The sequence below is a fragment of the Shewanella decolorationis genome (assembly GCF_004354305.1).
GTDB lineage: Bacteria > Pseudomonadota > Gammaproteobacteria > Enterobacterales > Shewanellaceae > Shewanella > Shewanella decolorationis.
In genome coordinates this window covers 1,160,797-1,179,061 of the sequence record NZ_CP037898.1, presented here as the reverse complement: position 1 = coordinate 1,179,061, position 18,265 = coordinate 1,160,797, and the positions used below count along the sequence as shown (strand labels likewise).

Annotated in this window: 15 protein-coding genes; 7 read left to right on the top strand and 8 right to left on the bottom strand. The window is 46.6% G+C overall.

Annotated elements, in window-relative coordinates; translation table 11 throughout:
* Positions 1-291: 291 nt before the first annotated feature.
* Positions 292-1,860, bottom strand: a complete 1,569-nt coding sequence (locus tag EYR25_RS05210; RefSeq protein ID WP_133178740.1) for a methyl-accepting chemotaxis protein — start codon at positions 1,858-1,860, stop codon at positions 292-294.
* 634 nt (positions 1,861-2,494) lie between these two features.
* Here EYR25_RS05210 and EYR25_RS05205 point away from each other — a divergent pair.
* Positions 2,495-3,217 (top strand): YebC/PmpR family DNA-binding transcriptional regulator, encoded by a 723-nt coding sequence (locus tag EYR25_RS05205; protein WP_133178739.1) that lies wholly within the window; start codon positions 2,495-2,497, stop codon positions 3,215-3,217.
* 55 nt (positions 3,218-3,272) lie between these two features.
* Here EYR25_RS05205 and EYR25_RS05200 read toward each other — a convergent pair whose 3' ends face one another.
* Positions 3,273-3,818, bottom strand: coding sequence for a cysteine hydrolase family protein (locus tag EYR25_RS05200; RefSeq protein ID WP_039977803.1), 546 nt, complete (start codon positions 3,816-3,818; stop codon positions 3,273-3,275).
* 374 nt (positions 3,819-4,192) lie between these two features.
* On the opposite strand from EYR25_RS05200, the gene EYR25_RS05195 reads away from it, so the two are divergent.
* Together EYR25_RS05195 and EYR25_RS05190 are read left to right on the top strand one after the other, a co-directional pair.
* Entirely contained in the window at positions 4,193-5,320 is a 1,128-nt protein-coding gene (locus tag EYR25_RS05195; protein ID WP_425057200.1) for a sensor histidine kinase, read from the top strand.
* Between the two features lie 46 nt (positions 5,321-5,366).
* Positions 5,367-6,044 carry a response regulator transcription factor gene (locus tag EYR25_RS05190; protein ID WP_243729934.1) on the top strand — a complete coding sequence of 226 codons (678 nt, stop codon included), beginning with the start codon at positions 5,367-5,369 and terminating at the stop codon, positions 6,042-6,044.
* Positions 6,045-6,163: 119 nt separating this feature from the next.
* On the opposite strand, the gene hpf is transcribed toward EYR25_RS05190, so the two are convergent.
* Together hpf and EYR25_RS05180 are read right to left on the bottom strand one after the other, a co-directional pair.
* The gene (hpf, locus tag EYR25_RS05185) at positions 6,164-6,520 is read right to left on the bottom strand and encodes a ribosome hibernation-promoting factor, HPF/YfiA family (protein WP_023266557.1); all 357 of its coding nucleotides are present in this window, start codon (positions 6,518-6,520) and stop codon (positions 6,164-6,166) included.
* Between the two features lie 230 nt (positions 6,521-6,750).
* Positions 6,751-8,319 carry a methyl-accepting chemotaxis protein gene (locus tag EYR25_RS05180; protein ID WP_133178737.1) on the bottom strand — a complete coding sequence of 523 codons (1,569 nt, stop codon included), beginning with the start codon at positions 8,317-8,319 and terminating at the stop codon, positions 6,751-6,753.
* A gap of 394 nt (positions 8,320-8,713) precedes the next feature.
* Here EYR25_RS05180 and EYR25_RS05175 point away from each other — a divergent pair, with 394 nt between their 5' ends.
* The 4 genes from EYR25_RS05175 to EYR25_RS05160 all read left to right on the top strand — a co-directional run bounded on the left by EYR25_RS05175 (position 8,714) and on the right by EYR25_RS05160 (position 11,656).
* Entirely contained in the window at positions 8,714-9,088 is a 375-nt protein-coding gene (locus EYR25_RS05175; RefSeq protein ID WP_133178736.1) for a DUF3649 domain-containing protein, read from the top strand.
* A gap of 1 nt (position 9,089) precedes the next feature.
* Complete coding sequence (locus tag EYR25_RS05170; protein ID WP_133178735.1) at positions 9,090-10,772, top strand: PepSY-associated TM helix domain-containing protein; 1,683 nt, start codon at positions 9,090-9,092, stop codon at positions 10,770-10,772.
* A complete protein-coding gene (locus EYR25_RS05165) occupies positions 10,769-11,119 on the top strand; it encodes a DUF3325 domain-containing protein (RefSeq protein ID WP_133178734.1) in 351 nt (116 codons plus the stop codon). Before EYR25_RS05170 ends, EYR25_RS05165 begins: the two co-directional genes overlap by 4 nt.
* 99 nt (positions 11,120-11,218) lie before the next feature.
* Positions 11,219-11,656, top strand: a complete 438-nt coding sequence (locus EYR25_RS05160) for an OsmC family protein (protein ID WP_039977806.1) — start codon at positions 11,219-11,221, stop codon at positions 11,654-11,656.
* A 229-nt stretch (positions 11,657-11,885) separates the two neighbouring features.
* Here EYR25_RS05160 and EYR25_RS05155 read toward each other — a convergent pair whose 3' ends face one another.
* The 4 genes from EYR25_RS05155 to thrC all read right to left on the bottom strand — a co-directional run bounded on the left by EYR25_RS05155 (position 11,886) and on the right by thrC (position 18,224).
* Positions 11,886-15,167 (bottom strand): S41 family peptidase, encoded by a 3,282-nt coding sequence (locus tag EYR25_RS05155; protein WP_133178733.1) that lies wholly within the window; start codon positions 15,165-15,167, stop codon positions 11,886-11,888.
* 189 nt (positions 15,168-15,356) lie between these two features.
* A complete protein-coding gene (locus EYR25_RS05150; protein WP_133178732.1) occupies positions 15,357-16,241 on the bottom strand; it encodes a substrate-binding periplasmic protein in 885 nt (294 codons plus the stop codon).
* Positions 16,242-16,382: 141 nt separating this feature from the next.
* Positions 16,383-16,676, bottom strand: coding sequence for a hypothetical protein (locus EYR25_RS05145; RefSeq protein WP_084294856.1), 294 nt, complete (start codon positions 16,674-16,676; stop codon positions 16,383-16,385).
* Positions 16,677-16,940: 264 nt separating this feature from the next.
* A complete protein-coding gene (thrC, locus tag EYR25_RS05140) occupies positions 16,941-18,224 on the bottom strand; it encodes a threonine synthase (RefSeq protein WP_133178731.1) in 1,284 nt (427 codons plus the stop codon).
* Positions 18,225-18,265 lie beyond the last annotated feature (41 nt).

The following is an 18,265-nucleotide window of genomic DNA, read 5'->3' as shown; positions in this document are numbered from 1 at the left end:
AAGAGTCTCCCTTCATCTCTTATTACAACAAAACGCCAAGATACTTTTTACCATTTAAAATCAATCAACTATAAATCCAAAGCGACGTTAACGTTCAACAAAGATAAAACACATTTGCGCGATGAATATTCACCTATTTAAGCACTTCGGCAAATAGATGCCAATCTATTTCTAGTTTGTTAATCAAATCCGCGTAATCGATCACATCTAAACAACATGGATTGGTGAGTATTTATTCACAAAATAGAATAAAAGCACTAAACATAATCACTTAGCAAAGTTTAAAATAAGTTACTGCGCTTTAAACCCTACTCGAAAACCGCCCCAATGCTTACCATTTACATAAATAGGTACTGATAAGTCATGCATAATTTCCCCCGTGTCCCTTTTATAGGTTTGCAGCAACACGGGTTCGGTATGAGTACCACAACGGATCCCCGTGGGGTCATTAAACAATCGCTTGGTTCGGTTATTGACCATATCGATTTCCACCTTACCCGTTAATGCTTGGCTAAAGCGTTTATTGTGAGTAGGGAAATAGCCTTTTTTATCTACCGCACCAGCATAAATAATTTCACTATGTTTCGCGAGGATAGGTTCTTGAATGGCAGGAAAATGTTGGTCAGTGAAACGGTCAAAAGCAGTCGTATATTTTTGCGGCTGAGTATTCGCGATTGGCTGATATTTAGGATTAAATAATTCAGCTTCGGTAAAACTGCCATTGGCGAGTCCCTGCGAAAGTTTTTCACCACAGGCTTTAGCCGCTTCATTCGCAAGTAATAACACTTGTTGGTCAAATGTTTGAGTATCCCAGTATGATAAGGCCTTAAAGATACCTTCAGTTGTTAATGATAAGGTAAACGCCTGCTCAGAAACTTTGTGACTTTGCTTTCCCGTTATGCTTAGTGAATCGCGGATCTGCGATACCGATGTACTAATTTCGTTGGTAGTACTGTTGTACTGTTTTAGGGAATCTTCCATATCTCCAAGGGCATGTGCAGAGTGAGTTACTGAGGTCGAAATATCGGTAAAGTGGCCATCTAACTCACCCATTGCAGCAACGACATCGGCCGTTTGGGCAACAACTCGCTCCATTAGCGCAGACGTTTTATCCGTTTCACCACGGATCTCCAATAACATTTTGCCGATATCCTGAGTCGCTCCCGCGGTTTTTCCTGCAAGGCTTCGCACTTCGTCGGCGACAACGGCAAAGCCACGGCCTTGCTCTCCCGCCCGTGCGGCTTCAATCGCAGCATTTAGCGCCAACAAGTTAGTTTGTTCGGCTACAGAGTTAATAACTTCAGTAATTTTTTGAATTTGTTCAGCTTTAGACTTTAAGGCCTGAACTTGTAATGCTGCAGTGTTGATATCCGAACTCAAAGACTCAATTGCAGCAACCCCCTTCTGCGCTTGAGTTCTTCCCTGCACGCTCAAACGCTCCGCCTCTTGGGTTTGCGCTAAAATACTGGTGGCGTTATCCCCAAGATGCGCCGTGGTATGACTCAATTGTGAAGCAGCAACCGCAATTGCACTGGCATGCTCACCATTTGATTCAATAGATTTATTCAACAAATCAATAAAATGTGACACTTCTGCCGAGCCAATCGCAATTTTACTCGTTTGTACACTGATCAAATGCTCAGGAGACGTTAAGTTTTTAAACTGAGTCTGATCTTGGTTATGTTCTTGAGCTTTAGCATTCAAAAAATGCGATACAACCCACAGGACCCAACCGCAAACGATGACGCCTAAAATTAAGGCTTGCACAAAACCAGATAAGGTTGCAGCGCTAAGCAAAAGGCTGCTAAACACAGCTAACACAAAACTGAGGGCTATAACGACTTTATGTTTTAATTCCATATTCTTTCTCACAGAGAAAACGCACAAGGCAAGCCAGAGAAGCGAGATTCACGTGCTATCCATAGCTATTTGTTCGCCGCGGCAAGTTAAATAGATAAGTAAAGAACGGATAGTGAATCTATCTATCTGACTAAATTGAACTATTCACCCACTCATAATAGTAGACCTATAGTCTATATTCCGTGCTCTATCGAGCATATGGCATTAGACCTTAGTATAGATTTACTGTGGCAGGTTGGCGTGTAGAGATTAAATTTTGTTCGTTCAGGCAAGCTCAGAAAAAGGAACATGGGGTGTAGTTATCATCTAATTCTAATGGTAATACATAGGCTAACAGCGACTAGCGGCAGCGTCTGACTAGCGTATCCGCTACATTAGCGTCCATTTATATATTACTGCGACAGATCACAAACTGTGCATTGCATAAACGCCGACTAAATCGCAGAAAATATCCCTTAACCCTCAACAGGTCCGATAAACTGCTGTCAAATTACCTCGAAATCTCCCTATTATTTTTTGAAGATAAAATGTGTTATTCATCGCTTTATTAACAATAATTCCGAGCCGAGTGACTGCACAACAGGACTGAAAACTGCTAATATCGGCGCAATTTTTTTGAGCTAACGAGATCAAGATGGGCAGAGCATATCAAAACCGTAAAGAATCCATGGCGAAAACAGCTGGCCAGAAAACCCGCCTTTACTCCCGCTACGGTAAAGAAATTTACGTAGTCGCCAAACAAGGTGGCGTTGAGCCAGACGGCAACTTATCACTTCGCCGTTTAATCGAACGCGCTAAGAAAGACCAAGTGCCAGCACACGTTATCGAACGTGCAATCGAGAAAGCCAAAGGTGGTGGCGGTGAAGATTATGATACTGCGCGCTATGAAGGTTTCGGCCCAGGTAACTGCATGGTTATCGTGGACTGCTTAACCGATAACGTAAAACGTACCTTCACCGAAGTGCGTCAAGCCTTCGTGAAGAACGATGCCAAACTCGGCACCCCAGGCACTGTGGGCCACATGTTTGATCAATCTGCCGTTTTCGTATTCCCTGGTGAAGACGAAGATGCCATCCTCGAGATCCTGATGATGGCCGATGCCGATGTAAACGACGTCGAAGTGGAAAACGGTATGATCAGCGTTATCGCGCCGCACACTGAATTCTTCAAAGTCAAAACCGCACTGACTGATGCGATGCCTGACATCAACTTCGAAGTGGAAAACATCACCTTCGTACCGCAAAATATGACGCCGGTGTCTGGTGAAGATGTGGCCACATTCGATAAGTTTATCGCCGCATTAGAAGATTGTGACGACGTACAAAACGTGTATCACAACGCAGATATTCAAGAATAAGTTGATTCTGATATCAAAAAACGCAGCCTAAGGGCTGCGTTTTTGTTTGCGAGCATTAATGAAATTCAATATCCGCGCTTTTGGCTAAACGCACAAAGGCGCCTTGGAGCGTGGCATTATGGTGGGCAATAATCGCCTCTGCCGAGAGCTGCGCCGTATCCATACAAGTGTGCGCATCGGCGGCTAACACCACCTGCCAGCCAAGTTCCGCCGCAATTCGGCAAGTAGTATCAATACAATACTGGGTTTTCATCCCCACTATCACCAGCTCACTTATCCCCTCATGGGTTAACGCCTCTGCCAATCCAGTTTGATAAAAACAACTTGGCTTGGTTTTATCAAAGATATTATCCAGCTGCGGATTAATCGCTAAGGATTCAATCAATTGCCAATTTGCCGTTCCCGCAGCAATCGGGGAAGCTTCAGGCCCAGTATGGCGAACCGCCCAAATGGGTGCCCCAACCTCACGGGCGTTGGCAATTAACAGATTGATATTATTAAGCACCTGTTCCCGATTAAAGGGCGGCGCATCGGCGTAAAATAGTCCCTGCTGCATATCAATAATTAACAGTGCAGTTTTAGGCAAGCTCATGTTATCCATAACATTCTCCAGCGTTATTGCCCAAAAGACGGAAAAAACAACCCCGCCACTTTGGGCGGGGTTGAGTAATCGATTTTTAGGCACAAATCGCTACGCACTCACCGCCGAAGCAGTAGTGGTCGTAGTGTGGGTTAAGTAAACGGCAAATTTGTGCATAAGGCCAAAATATGCCAGCCGCTTAAGAAGTTCAAGCCAAGTTTGATGACAATTTAATGAAATAAATCAAACTACTGATGAGCTAACTGATGTTGAAAATGAGTCACCTTTGCCATAATGGTTTAGTGACTTATTACATTCTTGCCGTAGAATGGATGGCAGCATGAATAATAGGAATCTAATCAGTGCAGGGAAATCGATTCATCAGAGCAGAAACTATGCTGATTGGCGCAGGCAGCCTCACTTGGGCGCTTGTCGCTTGGCTAGGGCTCAATCAGGATATGCAATCAAAGCTCCCCACGCTCGCGACCTTTGGCCATCTCACCTTGTATACCCTATTTATTCTGCTCTTCTTGCTATTAACGACGCTGGATTTCCCCCGAAAAAACCTTACTCTAAGCAGGCTGTTAAGCACCGCACTCGTTAGCAGCGTCTTCGGATTGATGCTGTTAAGTCAACACCCATTGCTGCCCATTCTACTGGTAATTTGGGCCTCGCTCTTACCTGAGTTTTTTAGCCGCCGCGCCGCAATAGCACAGATCCTGTTAGCTAATCTTGGTTATTACCTGCTCCTCCACACCCAAACCTCAAGCAGTGTGATGATTAATGTGCTTATTTACATGGGGTTTCAACTGTTTGCCTACAGCAGTAGCCAAGCGAGATTGTCGGAGCGCGAGTCTCGCCGAATACAGGAACAGCTTAATCAACAACTTATCGCCACGAGAGCCTTGCTGAGCCAAACCAGCGAGCAGCAAGAAAGATTGAGGATCTCACGGGATTTGCACGATATTCTCGGCCACCAGCTCACGGCATTATCACTGCAACTTGAGCTCTTAAGTAATCAGGCGCCTGCGGAGCTCAAAACCACAGTCAATCAGAGTAAATCGCTTGCCAAGGAATTATTAGAGAGTATCCGCGCCGTGGTTCGGGCGCAGCGGGTGAATATTGGTCTCGATTTAACGCCGCCGCTTAATGCCATTGCAAGCCGTTTGCCCAATGTTAGCCTGCGGTATGAATCATTAATGCCGCTCCAGTCGACTGAACTGGCTCAGGCCTTATTGCTGGTGTTGCAGGAAGGGATCAGTAACGCCGTGCGCCATGGCAAGGCCAATCAACTCACGCTGTCGATGCAAGAGGAGCAATCAGAGCTTATCATTCGCCTTAAAGATAATGGCCAAGGGATAAGCCAAAGCGCCTCACAAGGCGTTGGCCTAAACAGTATGCAGGAAAGATTATCGCCTTTTCACGGCAGCGCGCGTTTGCAACCCAATGACACAGGTGAAGATGGTTCGCACGCCCAAGGCTGCTCGCTAATGATTCGTCTGCCGCGCAGCAACGCAGCGTAAAATGGCATTAATAATGAAACAGTTAACCAAGGAATAAGTCACATTCATGGAAAGTCATCAAATAATGACCGAAGATTATCCGCCAGCGCCTCGCCCGATTAGAGTGGGATTAGTGGAAGACCAACAATTGGTGCGTCAGGGCATCGCCAGCCTAATTGCTATCTCACAACATATCAAAGTGACTTGGCAGGCCGAGAATGGTCAAGAAGCACTTAAACTGCTGCAAACCGAAGACGTTGACTTGCTGTTAAGCGATATTCGCATGCCAGTGCTCGATGGTATCAGTTTGCTAAAACAGCTTCGCGCTGCACAAAATCCCCTACCTGTAATTATGTTAACCACCTTTGATGACAGCGAATTGTTTTTAAATAGCCTTCAAGCAGGCGCAAATGGTTTCTTATTGAAGGATGTCTCACTGGATAAGTTACTGCATGCCATTGAAACTGTCGCTCAGGGCGGACACTTGATAGAACCTTCTGTACTTAAACAGATGCAGCAATCCTCTGTAACGGCGCAAAGCGGGCCAACTCACGGCCTATTATCCGATCGCGAGCGGGAGATTTTAGGCTTTATGGCGGGGGGATTCTCCAATAAAGAAATTGCCAATGCGGTGTTTTTGGCCGAAGGCACGGTCAAAAATCACGTCTCCACCATACTGGCTAAACTCGATTGCCGTGACCGCACCCAAGCCGTGCTAAAAGGATTACAGCTTTACCTGATTTAAAACATTGAATGTGGGGATGAGATTTAGTGTGTTAAGTGTTAAGTGCTAGGTTAAAGACAAATTAAATTCAACGAAAAAGGGCCTCATAGGCCCTTTCATTACATGCTTAGGATTAAAATCTATCGCAAATCCATCTCTTGGATAATTTCATGGGCAATAGGCGGCGTAGTACAGGTCGGCTTTTCATGTAAGTCCGCCTTTAACTGGCCTTTACGGTGTTTAAGTGCAGCATCGAGTTTTTTCGCTGCGGCGGCAATCGCGGGATACATGATTTCATCCGTACCCGAGGCAGAGATGCGACTGCCCTCATAATTCGTTCTAATTTCAACCTGAAACTCGCCATGCTCCTTAGCAATAATGATATCGAGGCCGATCAATGTGGGGAAATGAGTGGCGATTTTAGAAAACTTTTCGTTTACGTGTTCTTTTACAGAATCAGTAACATCGACATGGTGACCAGAAAGATTAATTTTCATAGGTTGTCCCTTTTAGTGTCTTTACTTTTTTTCGCTTCACTATTAGAGCTTGGGGCATGGCAAATAAAACACAAGCCCCCTAGACAAATATTTCGACTGAAACGGGTATTAGCCGTCGCTAAATGTGAGACCAATCAAAGAAATAACAATTGAAGGGAACTTTAAAAATGAGTAACTGGTTGATTTATAATCGACTATAAATATAAACCAACCAGTCCTATATTCGAGGATTAATACTTACGTTGCACACTCTGTTGCCAGAATTGCTGAGACAGGTGATGAGTTTTAGTCGATAAGCGCGATACCTGCTCTCCCCTCGCCGCTGCATCCTGTGTCTGTTGTAAGCTCTGCTGGGCCAGATCGCTAATCACATGGATAGCACGGCTAATTTCCGCCGCCACAGACGTCTGTTGCGTCATTGCCGCCGCATTGTCATCGCTTAAGGAGTTGATCCTGGCAATAGAGGATAACAGCTCGCCAAAGGCGACACTGGCATCCTGCGCCAAGGAGACTGAGCGTTTTACTTGCTCCTGTCCGGCCGTCATGGTCGATGTAGCCCTTTGGGTACTGTCTTTAAAGCGACTGACAATCTGCTCAATTTGCGAAGTCGACTGGCTGGTTCGGCTAGATAACTGCCGCACCTCGTCGGCAACAACGGCAAAGCCGCGGCCACTTTCCCCTGCCCTCGCCGCTTCAATTGCCGCATTGAGTGCTAACAGGTTAGTTTGATCAGCGATTGAGCGGATCACTTCTAGCACTTGGTGAATCGCTTGGCTGTCCTGCTCAATCGTTTGCACAACGTCGGAGAAATGGCTCACCTGCACACTCAGTTGATGTATCGCCTCGATAACAGTTTCAAGCCGTGAATGACCGCGCTGAGCCGCCTGATGACTAGAAACCATCTCGGATGCGGTGCGGTGGATATTGTCCGTCACTTCCGCAAAGCTAGCACTCATTTGCTCCATCGCGGTGGCCGCCTGCGTGGTCTGCGCGCTTTGGCTATCGGCATGCTCCCAGGTATTCGTAATGGTTTGTTTAAGATTTACGCTCTGCTCTTGGATCTCACTGGCAGAATCCGCCATTCGGCCGACTACACCGCCAATTTCAGTAATTAAAAATCGCAGGGCAAGGTCAATTTTACCAATCTCGTCCTGTCTGCCGGTATACACGCCCATGGCCACTGGATCGTCAATAATATTTGTCGCCACCTTTACCAAGGCTTGCAATGGCTGCATCAATTTGAACCATAAAAGCCAAGCAACAATGCCACCCGCAAGCGCAGCTAATAAAGGTGAATAACACGCCAATGATGCTGTTGCTGCAATCGCAACAAACATCGCGAGCAAAATTTTCCCCTGAAATCCCAAGACATCCTTTTTTAATGCCTTAGGCTGCTTACCTTGATTAATTCCTTGATAGATGTCCTCAGCTGCCCTAATTTGCTCAGGGGTTGCTTGACGTCGAACAGATTGATACTCATGAATTTTGCCATCCTCATAGACAGGGGCAACGTAAGCATTAACCCAATAGTAACTACCACTTTTGGTTTTATTTTTGACTATTCCCATCCATGGTTTGCCACTTTTAATCCGATCCCAGAGCATTTTAAACGCGGCAGCAGGCATATCCTCATGACGCACTATGTTATGTGGGCTCCCCTGCAATTCAGCAACACTATATTCACTTATCTGCGAAAAAGTCTGATTAACATACTTAATATTTCCTTTCAGGTCGGTCGTAGAGAGGAGAATCGCGTTTTCAGATAGGTGTTTTTCACCCTTTTTTGAATGTTTTTGCATAGGGATATCGAACTAACTCCAAGTGAAAGTTGAAAGGGATTTTGACAAAATGGCAGAACACCTACTTTGATTAAGCTCACACTGGAAGCAGAAAATTTAACCAAATACTAAACAAGCAAGATCAATCTCATTAATAAAACCAAACATTTGTGACATATTGCACAGGCTTAAGTATAACGCGATCCATCCCCCAAAATATTTAACCACCCCACAAATACAAATGATATTGTTTATCATTTAAATAAACTAAGTTATACTCCAAAACGATTAGCAACTCTCCTTTGCTCATGCACCCAAGTGAATAGGGTTTGGCATAAATCAATCAATGGAGTGGTATGCGTGATATGGCAGGTTGCCATTATGGTTCTTATATTGATTGAAATAAGCAGCACTTATGTCTCATATCCCAGTATCCAATACACCTTCACCAACATCAGCGACAAATGTTCACGCTGTTTGGGGTCATTTTCATGCTGTCATACGCTGGATTAAACAGGATCAAACTCAGTTTGGCTTGCAGGTGTTCGTACGCGCCAGTGCCGCCTTATTAGCGGGCTATATTGCGGCGGCAACACTAGCCTGTTTACTGACGCAAGTACTGCCTATGTCTCGATTTGAGAGCACATTAACGGCCAATATGTTGGCATTTTTGTTTTATGCCATCGCGATAATTTATGCCTTCTGCGTGCGTAAAACCTGGCATGCGTGGCGGGATCTCACGCTATTTAGTCTCCTGTGTTTTGCTCTGCTTAAGGTGTGTGGACAGTAAGATGAAAGAAACCTTTTTTAGAACCCTATCTTGGCTACATACTTGGGCGGGTTTACTCGTTTGTTGGGTATTATTGCTGATCTTCTTTGCTGGCAGCCTGAGTTATTTCCGCCATGAAATGAGCCTGTGGGCCGAGCCAGAGCTTCACCGCGGGGCCTTTCAGGACTATCAAACGAATCAAGTAGCGAGTCAGCTTGACCAAGGTCAAGACTACATTGAAGCGCATTCCGCTGCGGCAACCCAACGCTGGTTAATCAATTTCCCAACCGATAGAAGCCCCATGCTGAGCTTTGCGTGGCAACTGCCGCCTGAAAAGGGTCAACGCCGAGGCAAAATCGAGCAGCATGTCACCAAGGCCGATGGCAGTGGCGTGATCACCGATGTCCGCGACAGCCGCGGTGGTGACTTCTTCTATCGTTTACATTTCGACCTGCACTATATGTCCGCCATTACGGCGCGTTACATTGTGGGTGTCTGTACCATGTTTATGCTGATTGCCCTTATCAGCGGCATCGTTATCCATAAACGCATCTTTAAAGACTTATTTAGCTTTCGCCAGAACAAGGGGGCGCGTTCTTGGTTAGATGCCCATAATGTCAGCTCAGTGATTGCCCTGCCCTATCATTTGATGATCACTTATACTGGCCTAATTACCTTAATGTTGATGTATATTCCATGGACGGTGAGCACAGCTTATCCTGAGGATAATCAAGCCTTTTTAAAAGAACTCAATCCGGCGAGACAAACCGAAAAAGCCTCGGGTATTCAGGCAGAGCAAGTGCGCTTAAGCCGACTGCTACCCCAAGTTCGGGCAGAATGGGGCGATGCGCCTATTAAGCAGGTGATTGTTTCTTATCCTAAAGATCAAAATAGCCAAGTCACCTTCTACCAAAATACTGGCAAAGAGGTCACCGACGAGTCGACAATCTTAGTCTTTAACGGTGTGACTGGTGAACTCAAATACGCCAGCCCCCATGAAGTGTCTGCCACGGTTGCCACCTACGACACTATGATGTCGCTGCACACCGCGCGGTTTGCTGCGCCACTGCTGCGTATTTTGTTCTTCTTCTGCGGCTTACTCGGTTGTGCCATGGTGGCCACTGGCACCTTAATGTGGGCGATTCGTCTGCGCCAAAAGCAGCAAAAAGCTATCGATAAAGGTGAAAAAGCAAGCCGTGGTCTGCGCTTAGTCGAAGGCTTAAACTTCATGTTTATCCTAGGCTTGCCCTTGGGCGCGGCAGCATTTTTCTATGCCAACCGCCTGTTACCCGTCGATTTTGCGACTCGCTCTGCTTGGGAGGTTCACTGCTTCTTTATCGCTCTAGCCGCAATGGGCGTATGGGCATTTTTCGGTCGCAGCAGACGCCATTGGCAATTGGCCTTAATGCTCATTGGAGTACTTTATTGTGCTTTGCCAGTACTGAACGCATTTACCTCCCCAAGCCACTTTATTGATAATATCCGCAGCCAACAATGGGCACTAGTGGGTTTTGATGTAGTCGCTCTACTACTAGGCAGCGCGATGTTATTTGCCAGCACTAAACTCTCAGCTGTGGTCAAAACACTGCAAAAACCGAGTCGAAAAAATACGGCTACTGCTGAAAAAGTCAGAAGAAAACACTCAGATCCGAGTTATCCTAACGAACTTGCCTCGTCGTCTCCCTTGGAGGAAGCAAAATCATGATGCCAGAATTTATCCCTATGCTCGGCATTCTCGGGCTTAGTTATCTTTCCCTTGCGCTATTTGCGTTAGCCAAGTTTGGCCATTTTAAGGATGTGTTTAAACGCCCACCATCACAATGGCAGAGCCGCCTGTTAACCCTGTTTGCTTGGCTGTTATTAATCATCAGCTTAAGCACCTGCGCCCACGGGCAAGGCTGGGCCTATGGCAGTATTCTGTTTATGGGGCTCATCTCGCTAGCCGCCATGTTAGTGATTTTGACCCTAAGCTACAGCCCACGCCACCTTCCTATAGGGATAGTCACCGGCAGTGTATTGACTGGCAGCTTGCTGTTAAGTGGTGGGATCTAAACCGTTTCACAGGTGGCGCACTAAACTGTGCGCCCCATGCTGGAGAAGTCTTTTTAGCTAAGCTATAGTGCCCTGATGTCCTGCTATGAGGAGAAAAACATGGGCTTTAACTTAACGGTGAATTGGCAAACCTCTCCAGCCGAAGAAGGCGAATTCTGCCGTGACCACAGCATTACGTTTGGCAGCGGTCAAACGATTCAGGCATCTTCTGCCCCCGAGTACAAGGGCAATGAACACTTGGTTAATCCAGAGGAAAGCCTGCTTGCGGCCTTGTCCTCCTGCCATATGCTTACCTTCCTCGCCATTGCACACCTCAAACGCCTCCCCGTCGCCTCTTATGTCGACGAGGCGTCGGCTGAGTTGGGGAAAAACGAAGCTGGCAAGCTTGCTGTCACCAAAATGATTTTAAATCCTAAGGTGGTGTTTGCCGAAGGTGTCGAGGTGTCAGCTGAGACTCTTGAGAAAATTCATGAAAAAGCACACGCAAACTGCTTTATCGCCAATACGTTAGCAACGGATATCCAAATCAAGTATTGACACTAGCGGATACCACCATGTCAATAAACGTGTCTTTCAACCTCACTAGGGCGTGTTGATTAAATACTTTTACCGAGGTTGAAAGCATTGATTGATTTATAGGTAACTCAATCAATGGGCATAAAAATGGGTGTTGTCTCGGGAACCACAAGACAACACCCTAACATTGAACTCAATTAGCTTAACTCAGCTAACTTAAACCTCGGTTAAATTTTTATATTAAGGCCAATTACTTAGCCTTAATATCTTCCGCCATACCTTTAGCAGGCATTGGTTGCGCCTTCAACGCAGGGATAGGTTGCTTGATCAACTCATCCTTAAGATAGCTGATGGCGGTTTCGAGCTGCGCATCGTGGCCGTTAAAGGTCGCAAAGGGTAGGTTATCCACCTCAATATCCGGTGTCACCCCATGTCCTTCGAGTACCCAGCGGCCATCCATCGCATATTGCGGATATTCGGCGACCCGCGCCATGCCTTTATCTGTGAGTGAGTTACGACCCGATAACCACACGCCCGCGCCCGCAGTTTGTTTACCAATCAGCGGTGCAATGCCCAGCGCCTTAATCCCTGCCGAGAAGGTTTCACCATCTGAGTACGTTAGCTCGTCGGTTAACACCACTAAATGTCCACGGAAGGTTTGCTGCATATTGGTATTCGGTGTGCCATGGGTTGGCTGCCAGAAGGCCCAAGCACGGCGCAACAGTTTTTCGATGATCCAACTATCAATATTGCCGCCGCGGTTACGGCGCACGTCGATAATCAAACCGTCCTTATCGTAATTGGTGTAAAACTCACGGGCAAAATTCTCAATATCACCGCCGCCCATGGCATATAAGTGCAAGTAACCAATCTTGCCCTTACTCGACTCAGTCACGACGCCCGCGTTGTGGTTAACCCAATCTAAGTAACGTAATTGGCTATCGACCTGAGTGCTGACCGGCATCACCACAGTTTTATGGTTTTGGCCGCCGCGTTTAAGCTCAAGCAGAACCTGCTTATCCTGCTGATTTCGCAATAAACGAGTCACATCGGCCACATTGCTCACAGGCGTGCCATTGATGGCGAGTAGCATATCGCCTTCTTTCGCATCGACTTCGATACGGCTTAAGGGCGATGCCTGGCTAGGTAGCTCAGGATCATTACGATAGATATGGGCAATTTTTACCCCATTATTAGTTTGTTGTAGCCGCGCGCCTAAACTCGCGCCTTTTGCTGCGTCAGGGTCTTTTGGAAGATCGCCACCACGCACCTGCGAGTGTAACGAGTCCAGCTCGCCCATCATCTGCATAAAGATATCGTTTAGCTCGTTACGGTCAGTCAAACGCTCAAGTAATGGTTGGTACTTGGCCTTGGTCGCCTGCCAATCGAGGCCACGCATCTTCTTATCGAAGAAGGAGTCCCTGTGCATTAACCAGGCATCTTCAAACATTTGTTGCCATTCTAGGGTGGGTGAAATCGCTAATTGCCACTGGTCCGTTTGCACCTTGGCGTTTTCGGTATCCCCCAACTTGTCGCCCGCATCGACGATTAGCAGCGACTTTTCATTGCTATTTTTGCGCAGTAACAACTTGCTACCATCGGCGGACACACTGTAGTTCGCCACATCTTCAGCAAACACTTCGACTTTTGGGCGCTGCTCACTAAACTTAATCGTCATCAAGCAGGGCTCAGTGTCATCACCAATGGCTTGGTCAAGCACATAGAGACGACCGTCAATGGCACTTAGCTGGCTGTAATTACCTGAATCAACAGGAACTTGCCATAAACGCTCGCCAATGCCCGCCCAATCAATTTTAACTGGCGTCGGTTTATCTTTGGAGTCTGCGTTTTCAGCCGCTTTAGTCGTCAGCTCTGTGGGTTTACTGAAGGGGAACTTAGCATTTTTTACTAAGGCAATCGCAAAAATCTGGCTGCGTTTATCAAACACTGGCCCCATATTGCGGTCGCCCCAAGGTGAGCTTGGTGTTGCAGTAAACTGGCGATTGGAGAGGAAATATAACCACTGGCCATCGCTGCTAAAGGTCGGCGAATAGGACTCATACTTGTCACTGGTGAGCGCTTGGGCCTTATTTTCGTCCACTGAATACAGCACGATTTGTGGCCTTTGCTTGCCGATTTCGGATTTAGTTAACGCGATAAAACGACTGTCACCCGACCAGCGAATATCGGCATAGGGGCCAAGCCCCTCACCGTTGCTGATGATTTTTTGATTGGAATTTTTCTTAAGGTCCAGCAACCACACATTGCCGTCGTTATCGTCGTGGGCAAGGTAGCGGCCATCGTTTGACAGACTCAGCGTCATTCTTAAGGTATGGCCATCTTTGGTGAGTTGCTTCGCGCCGCTGCTACCATCGGCAGGAAATTGCCAAATTTCCTGTTGGCCACTCATGTCGCTGATGGCATAAACTGATTTACCATCCTGACTCATAATCGCATTGCGCACGCGATAGGTGCCAGGCAGCGCCACTTGCACTAAACGTGAACCGTCAATTCCCGCAATCGCCACATGGCTACGGGCAGTGATCACCACTTTATCCCCCGCCAGAGCAAGGTTCGCTGAGGTTGCATAATCCATAGGATCTTTTACCCAATGCTCGCGGCGCTGGGCAAAATCTGACGTTAATTCAATATCCAATAATGAGTCTTTGGCGGAAGCGATATCAAAAACATGAATATCAGCCCCCTGCTGGAACACGACTTTGCCTTGGTCCATGCGAGCACCGCGCACCTGCCAATCTTTATATTGGGTCAACTGTTTAGCATCACTACCATCAAGCGCCATGGACCAGAGATTGTCGTTACCATCGCTGTCGCTGATAAAGTAGAGTCTGTCTTGCCATAGCATAGGCTGACGCACTGAACCTTGATGCTGACCACTGAGTAACTGTGCCTCATCCTTGCCGCCGAGTTTAAAGCGCCATAACTCACCCTTAGCGCCGCCGCGATAAACTTTAGCGTTATCCCCAGTCACCTGCAGGCCGAAACGGGTAAAATAGACATACTGATTATTGGCATCGATCACCCCTTCCACCGCATCGGCAAGTGGTAAGTCGGTCGTCGCCAAGGTTTCAGGGTTCACCAGTCGCAGCATCCAATTATTTGCAGGGCCAAAGCCACTGTCGGTGGAATAAAGCACTTCGCCCTTTGCGGTCCAGCCTTGCACCCGCACTCGGCTGTTTTCGAAACTTACTCGTTTGGCCACACCGCCTGCCACAGGAATAACATAGACCTCACTCGCGCCCTCATAATTGGCCACGTAGGCCACCCATTTACCATCGGCAGAGATGGCGGCGCCTAGCTCTTCGGCGGGTAAAGTGGTCAAGCGTGTCGCCGCCTTTTGCCCGAGCGTTTGAGTCCAAAGATCGCCTTCGGCCGTAAAGACTAAGGTTTGGTCATGCAATGCTGGCGCACGGTAATAACCTTGATTGCTGGCGGGTTGAGCGATGGCGTGGGCTGCGGACAAAGTGCCAAGGGCGAGCATGCAGCAGGCAACAGAATGACGAAGTTTCATGTGTAATCTCTATCCTATTGTTATTGTTAGCAATGAACTTTCAAGCGGGCAAACTTTGTAACATTAAGCTCAAAGTCAGGCAAACTAGCACATCAAGCTAACAGAATTTTTGATAGAGGGCAGTAACTTAAGGGAAGAGAAGTTTTAGCAAATGTGTCATAGGCTTACCATTTGCCATGTCTAATAAAGCTACTTTGAAAACATCAGGCTGGATAAACCAGCATATTGGCGATCGATAGGACTTTGCTGATTGCTTATTTTCGTTTGCTTTGCCAGTGATAGTTGCTGCCATTTATGGACAATCCGCGCAACCTCCCCATTATTAGTTAACACTTTGATAGCTTTATTAAATTGCTTCAATTGTTCAACAGACATGCTTTGCTTGCTGAGCATTAAATGGATTTGGTTATGGTCTAGGATAGGATTAAGTACCGATAGCCTAATACCTTGATGTTGGCTGGCAATATAAGGCATCGCCATGGCATCACCAATGATCAAATCAGCTCGACCATAAGTGAGCATTTGCACCGATTTGTCGACATCAGGACTCAATACTAGTAAGTTTTCCTGCGCTAAACGCTCTCTGGTCTGCTCATAGTCTGCGCCATACCAGCCACTAATAGGTACAAGCAGCCTTAATTTTTGACTAAATATATCTTGCCACTGGCTTAACTTAATGCTGTCCTTTTTTTCATCCAACACAAACAGGCGAACCTCCTCATGACGATATGGTGAAGAAAATAAAGCGTATTCTTCACGCTCGAAGGTTTTAGTTGCGCCCATCATCATATCTAAAGTGCCACTTTTGAGCATTTGATGGGACCGCTTAGCAGGCACATTGATAAAGTTAATCTCACATCCCAGATATTCGGCAAAGCTACGAAGCAATTCAACATCAAGCCCTTGTGCTACACCTTGCCGGTCTTGCCATGCATAGGGAGGCCAATCGTTATAACCGGCACTAAGGGGATGGGCACAAATAGGGGAAGCGGCCTTAGATGTCGCACCCAAAGCAGGGAAAGTAAAAACGCATAACAGCAGGATATGGCAAAACTGAAAAACGCCCTTTGGCACTGTAATTGCCTCGTTGCTAGTTGTTTTTAAATGATTTTACAGCCTCTTATTTCATAAGATTCGAACGCATCGCATTGCTAAGCTTAGTCGGCATCCAAACAAGCCGCCATTAACTTAATCACTAAGTCATTTAACCTGAAATTAAAGTAAACATTTATACACAATCGCCACTACTTTTGTCGGCTCCCCCATATCGGTTTGTAACCACACAATATGAGTGCCCCCCAACTCCTCCCCTTGCAAGGCTGCAGAACGTTTTGCCTCGGCGAGATTATCAGCATGACGGCTCACACCTGTGACTAAGGCAAAACTGTCACAGTGAGTCACTTCAAAATCATAGGCTTCGTTAATGCGCCGTGGTAATTGCGGAGGTTCTAAGGCGCAACTTGAGAGAAAAAAGATAAGGCAAGCTCCTGATAAAACATATTTAAACAAAATCATTGATCCAATTGTTAAATCCTAAATAGACGGGTGAACATATCGAATTCGATTCAACTTAATCGTGAAGCAACTCACATCCCTTTAACGACAACCAATACACTAAGTTACAAATATGAATTTGAATTCATATAGTTATATAAAGGTTTGATAATCGCTCCGGATGCAAAGCTTTAATTAATTCTCTTAAGGTTCATTTACAGATGTAAAAAGGGAGTCAATCGACTCCCTTGATATTTTACTTAACAGTAATTTTCAAGATCAGCTTAACACCGCAAATAAATGTGACTTTAACTGAGAAAAATCGGCGGCTAATTCTGCCGAGAGTATGGGTTTATGCTCCACCGCTTTAAGTTCTGCTGGCAAAGGTAAATCCAGGTTAAGCTCTCTATCTACGACATCCTTAAACTTGGCAGGATGCGCCGTGCCTAAAAATATCCCCACTTCATCAGGCACTAAGTTAAGCGTTAACGCTCTCGCTGCAATTGCCGCATGAGGTTCGGACACATAACCTTTGGCATGCAACTCCGCCAGCGCCTCCGAGGTTTGTGCCTCTGATAAACGAATACCCACTAGGTCCGCCAATGGCCAACCGAGTTTCTCGCAAATGGCCTCGACGCGCGGCCAGTTACTTGGCTCGCTCACATCCATCGCATTGGACATAGTCGCTTGAGTGGGATTAGGTTGCCAATCGCCAGTCTCTAAATAACGTGGCACAGTGTCATTCGCGTTGGTGGCGGCAATAAAACGTTTAACTGGTAAGCCCATGGCTTTGGCAAATAATCCCGCGGTGAGATTACCAAAATTACCACTGGGCACAGCAATCACAGGATCGGCCTCATGGCGCTGTTTCGATTGGGCGACTGCTTCGAAGTAATAACAAATCTGTGCCAGTAAGCGACTGATGTTGATTGAGTTGGCCGAGTTTAAATGCAAGCCATCACGTACATCGCTATCTTCAAAAGCCTGTTTGACTAAGTGCTGGCAAGCATCGAAATCGGACGCTACTGCCACAGTGTGAATGTTCTTGCCTAAGGTGGTGAACATTTTTTCCTGTAGTTCACTGATCTTGCCCTTAGGATAAAGCACCACGACATTGACTTTATCTAGGCCGTAAAAGGCATCGGCCACCGCTGCCCCAGTGTCACCCGAGGTTGCTGTTAAAATGGTTAAGCGCGAGTCTTGGGCAAAGGCATTGATGCATTGCGCCATAAAGCGCGCGCCAAAATCCTTGAATGCTAAGGTTGGTCCGTGGAAAAGCTCGAGGCACGAGCGCTGCTCATCGACCGCCACCAAAGGCAAATCGAAATTAAAGGCACGCTCGACTAGTTTATCTACCGCGTCTTGCCCAAGCTCTGAGGCAAGCCAAGCGCCGAGCACTTTTTTACTACGCTCTACAAAAGGCATCGCCAGCAGCGCCTCAATGTCGTGCAACACTGGGATTTGAGTAGGAAAAAACAGCCCTCTGTCTTTACCGAGTCCTAATTGCACCGCTTCCTTAAAGCTCACTTTCTGCGAAGGGTGTTTTAAATTATATAGTTCCATGCTCACTCGACCTTATCAGTGCCAAGCCTTTAGACTTGGAC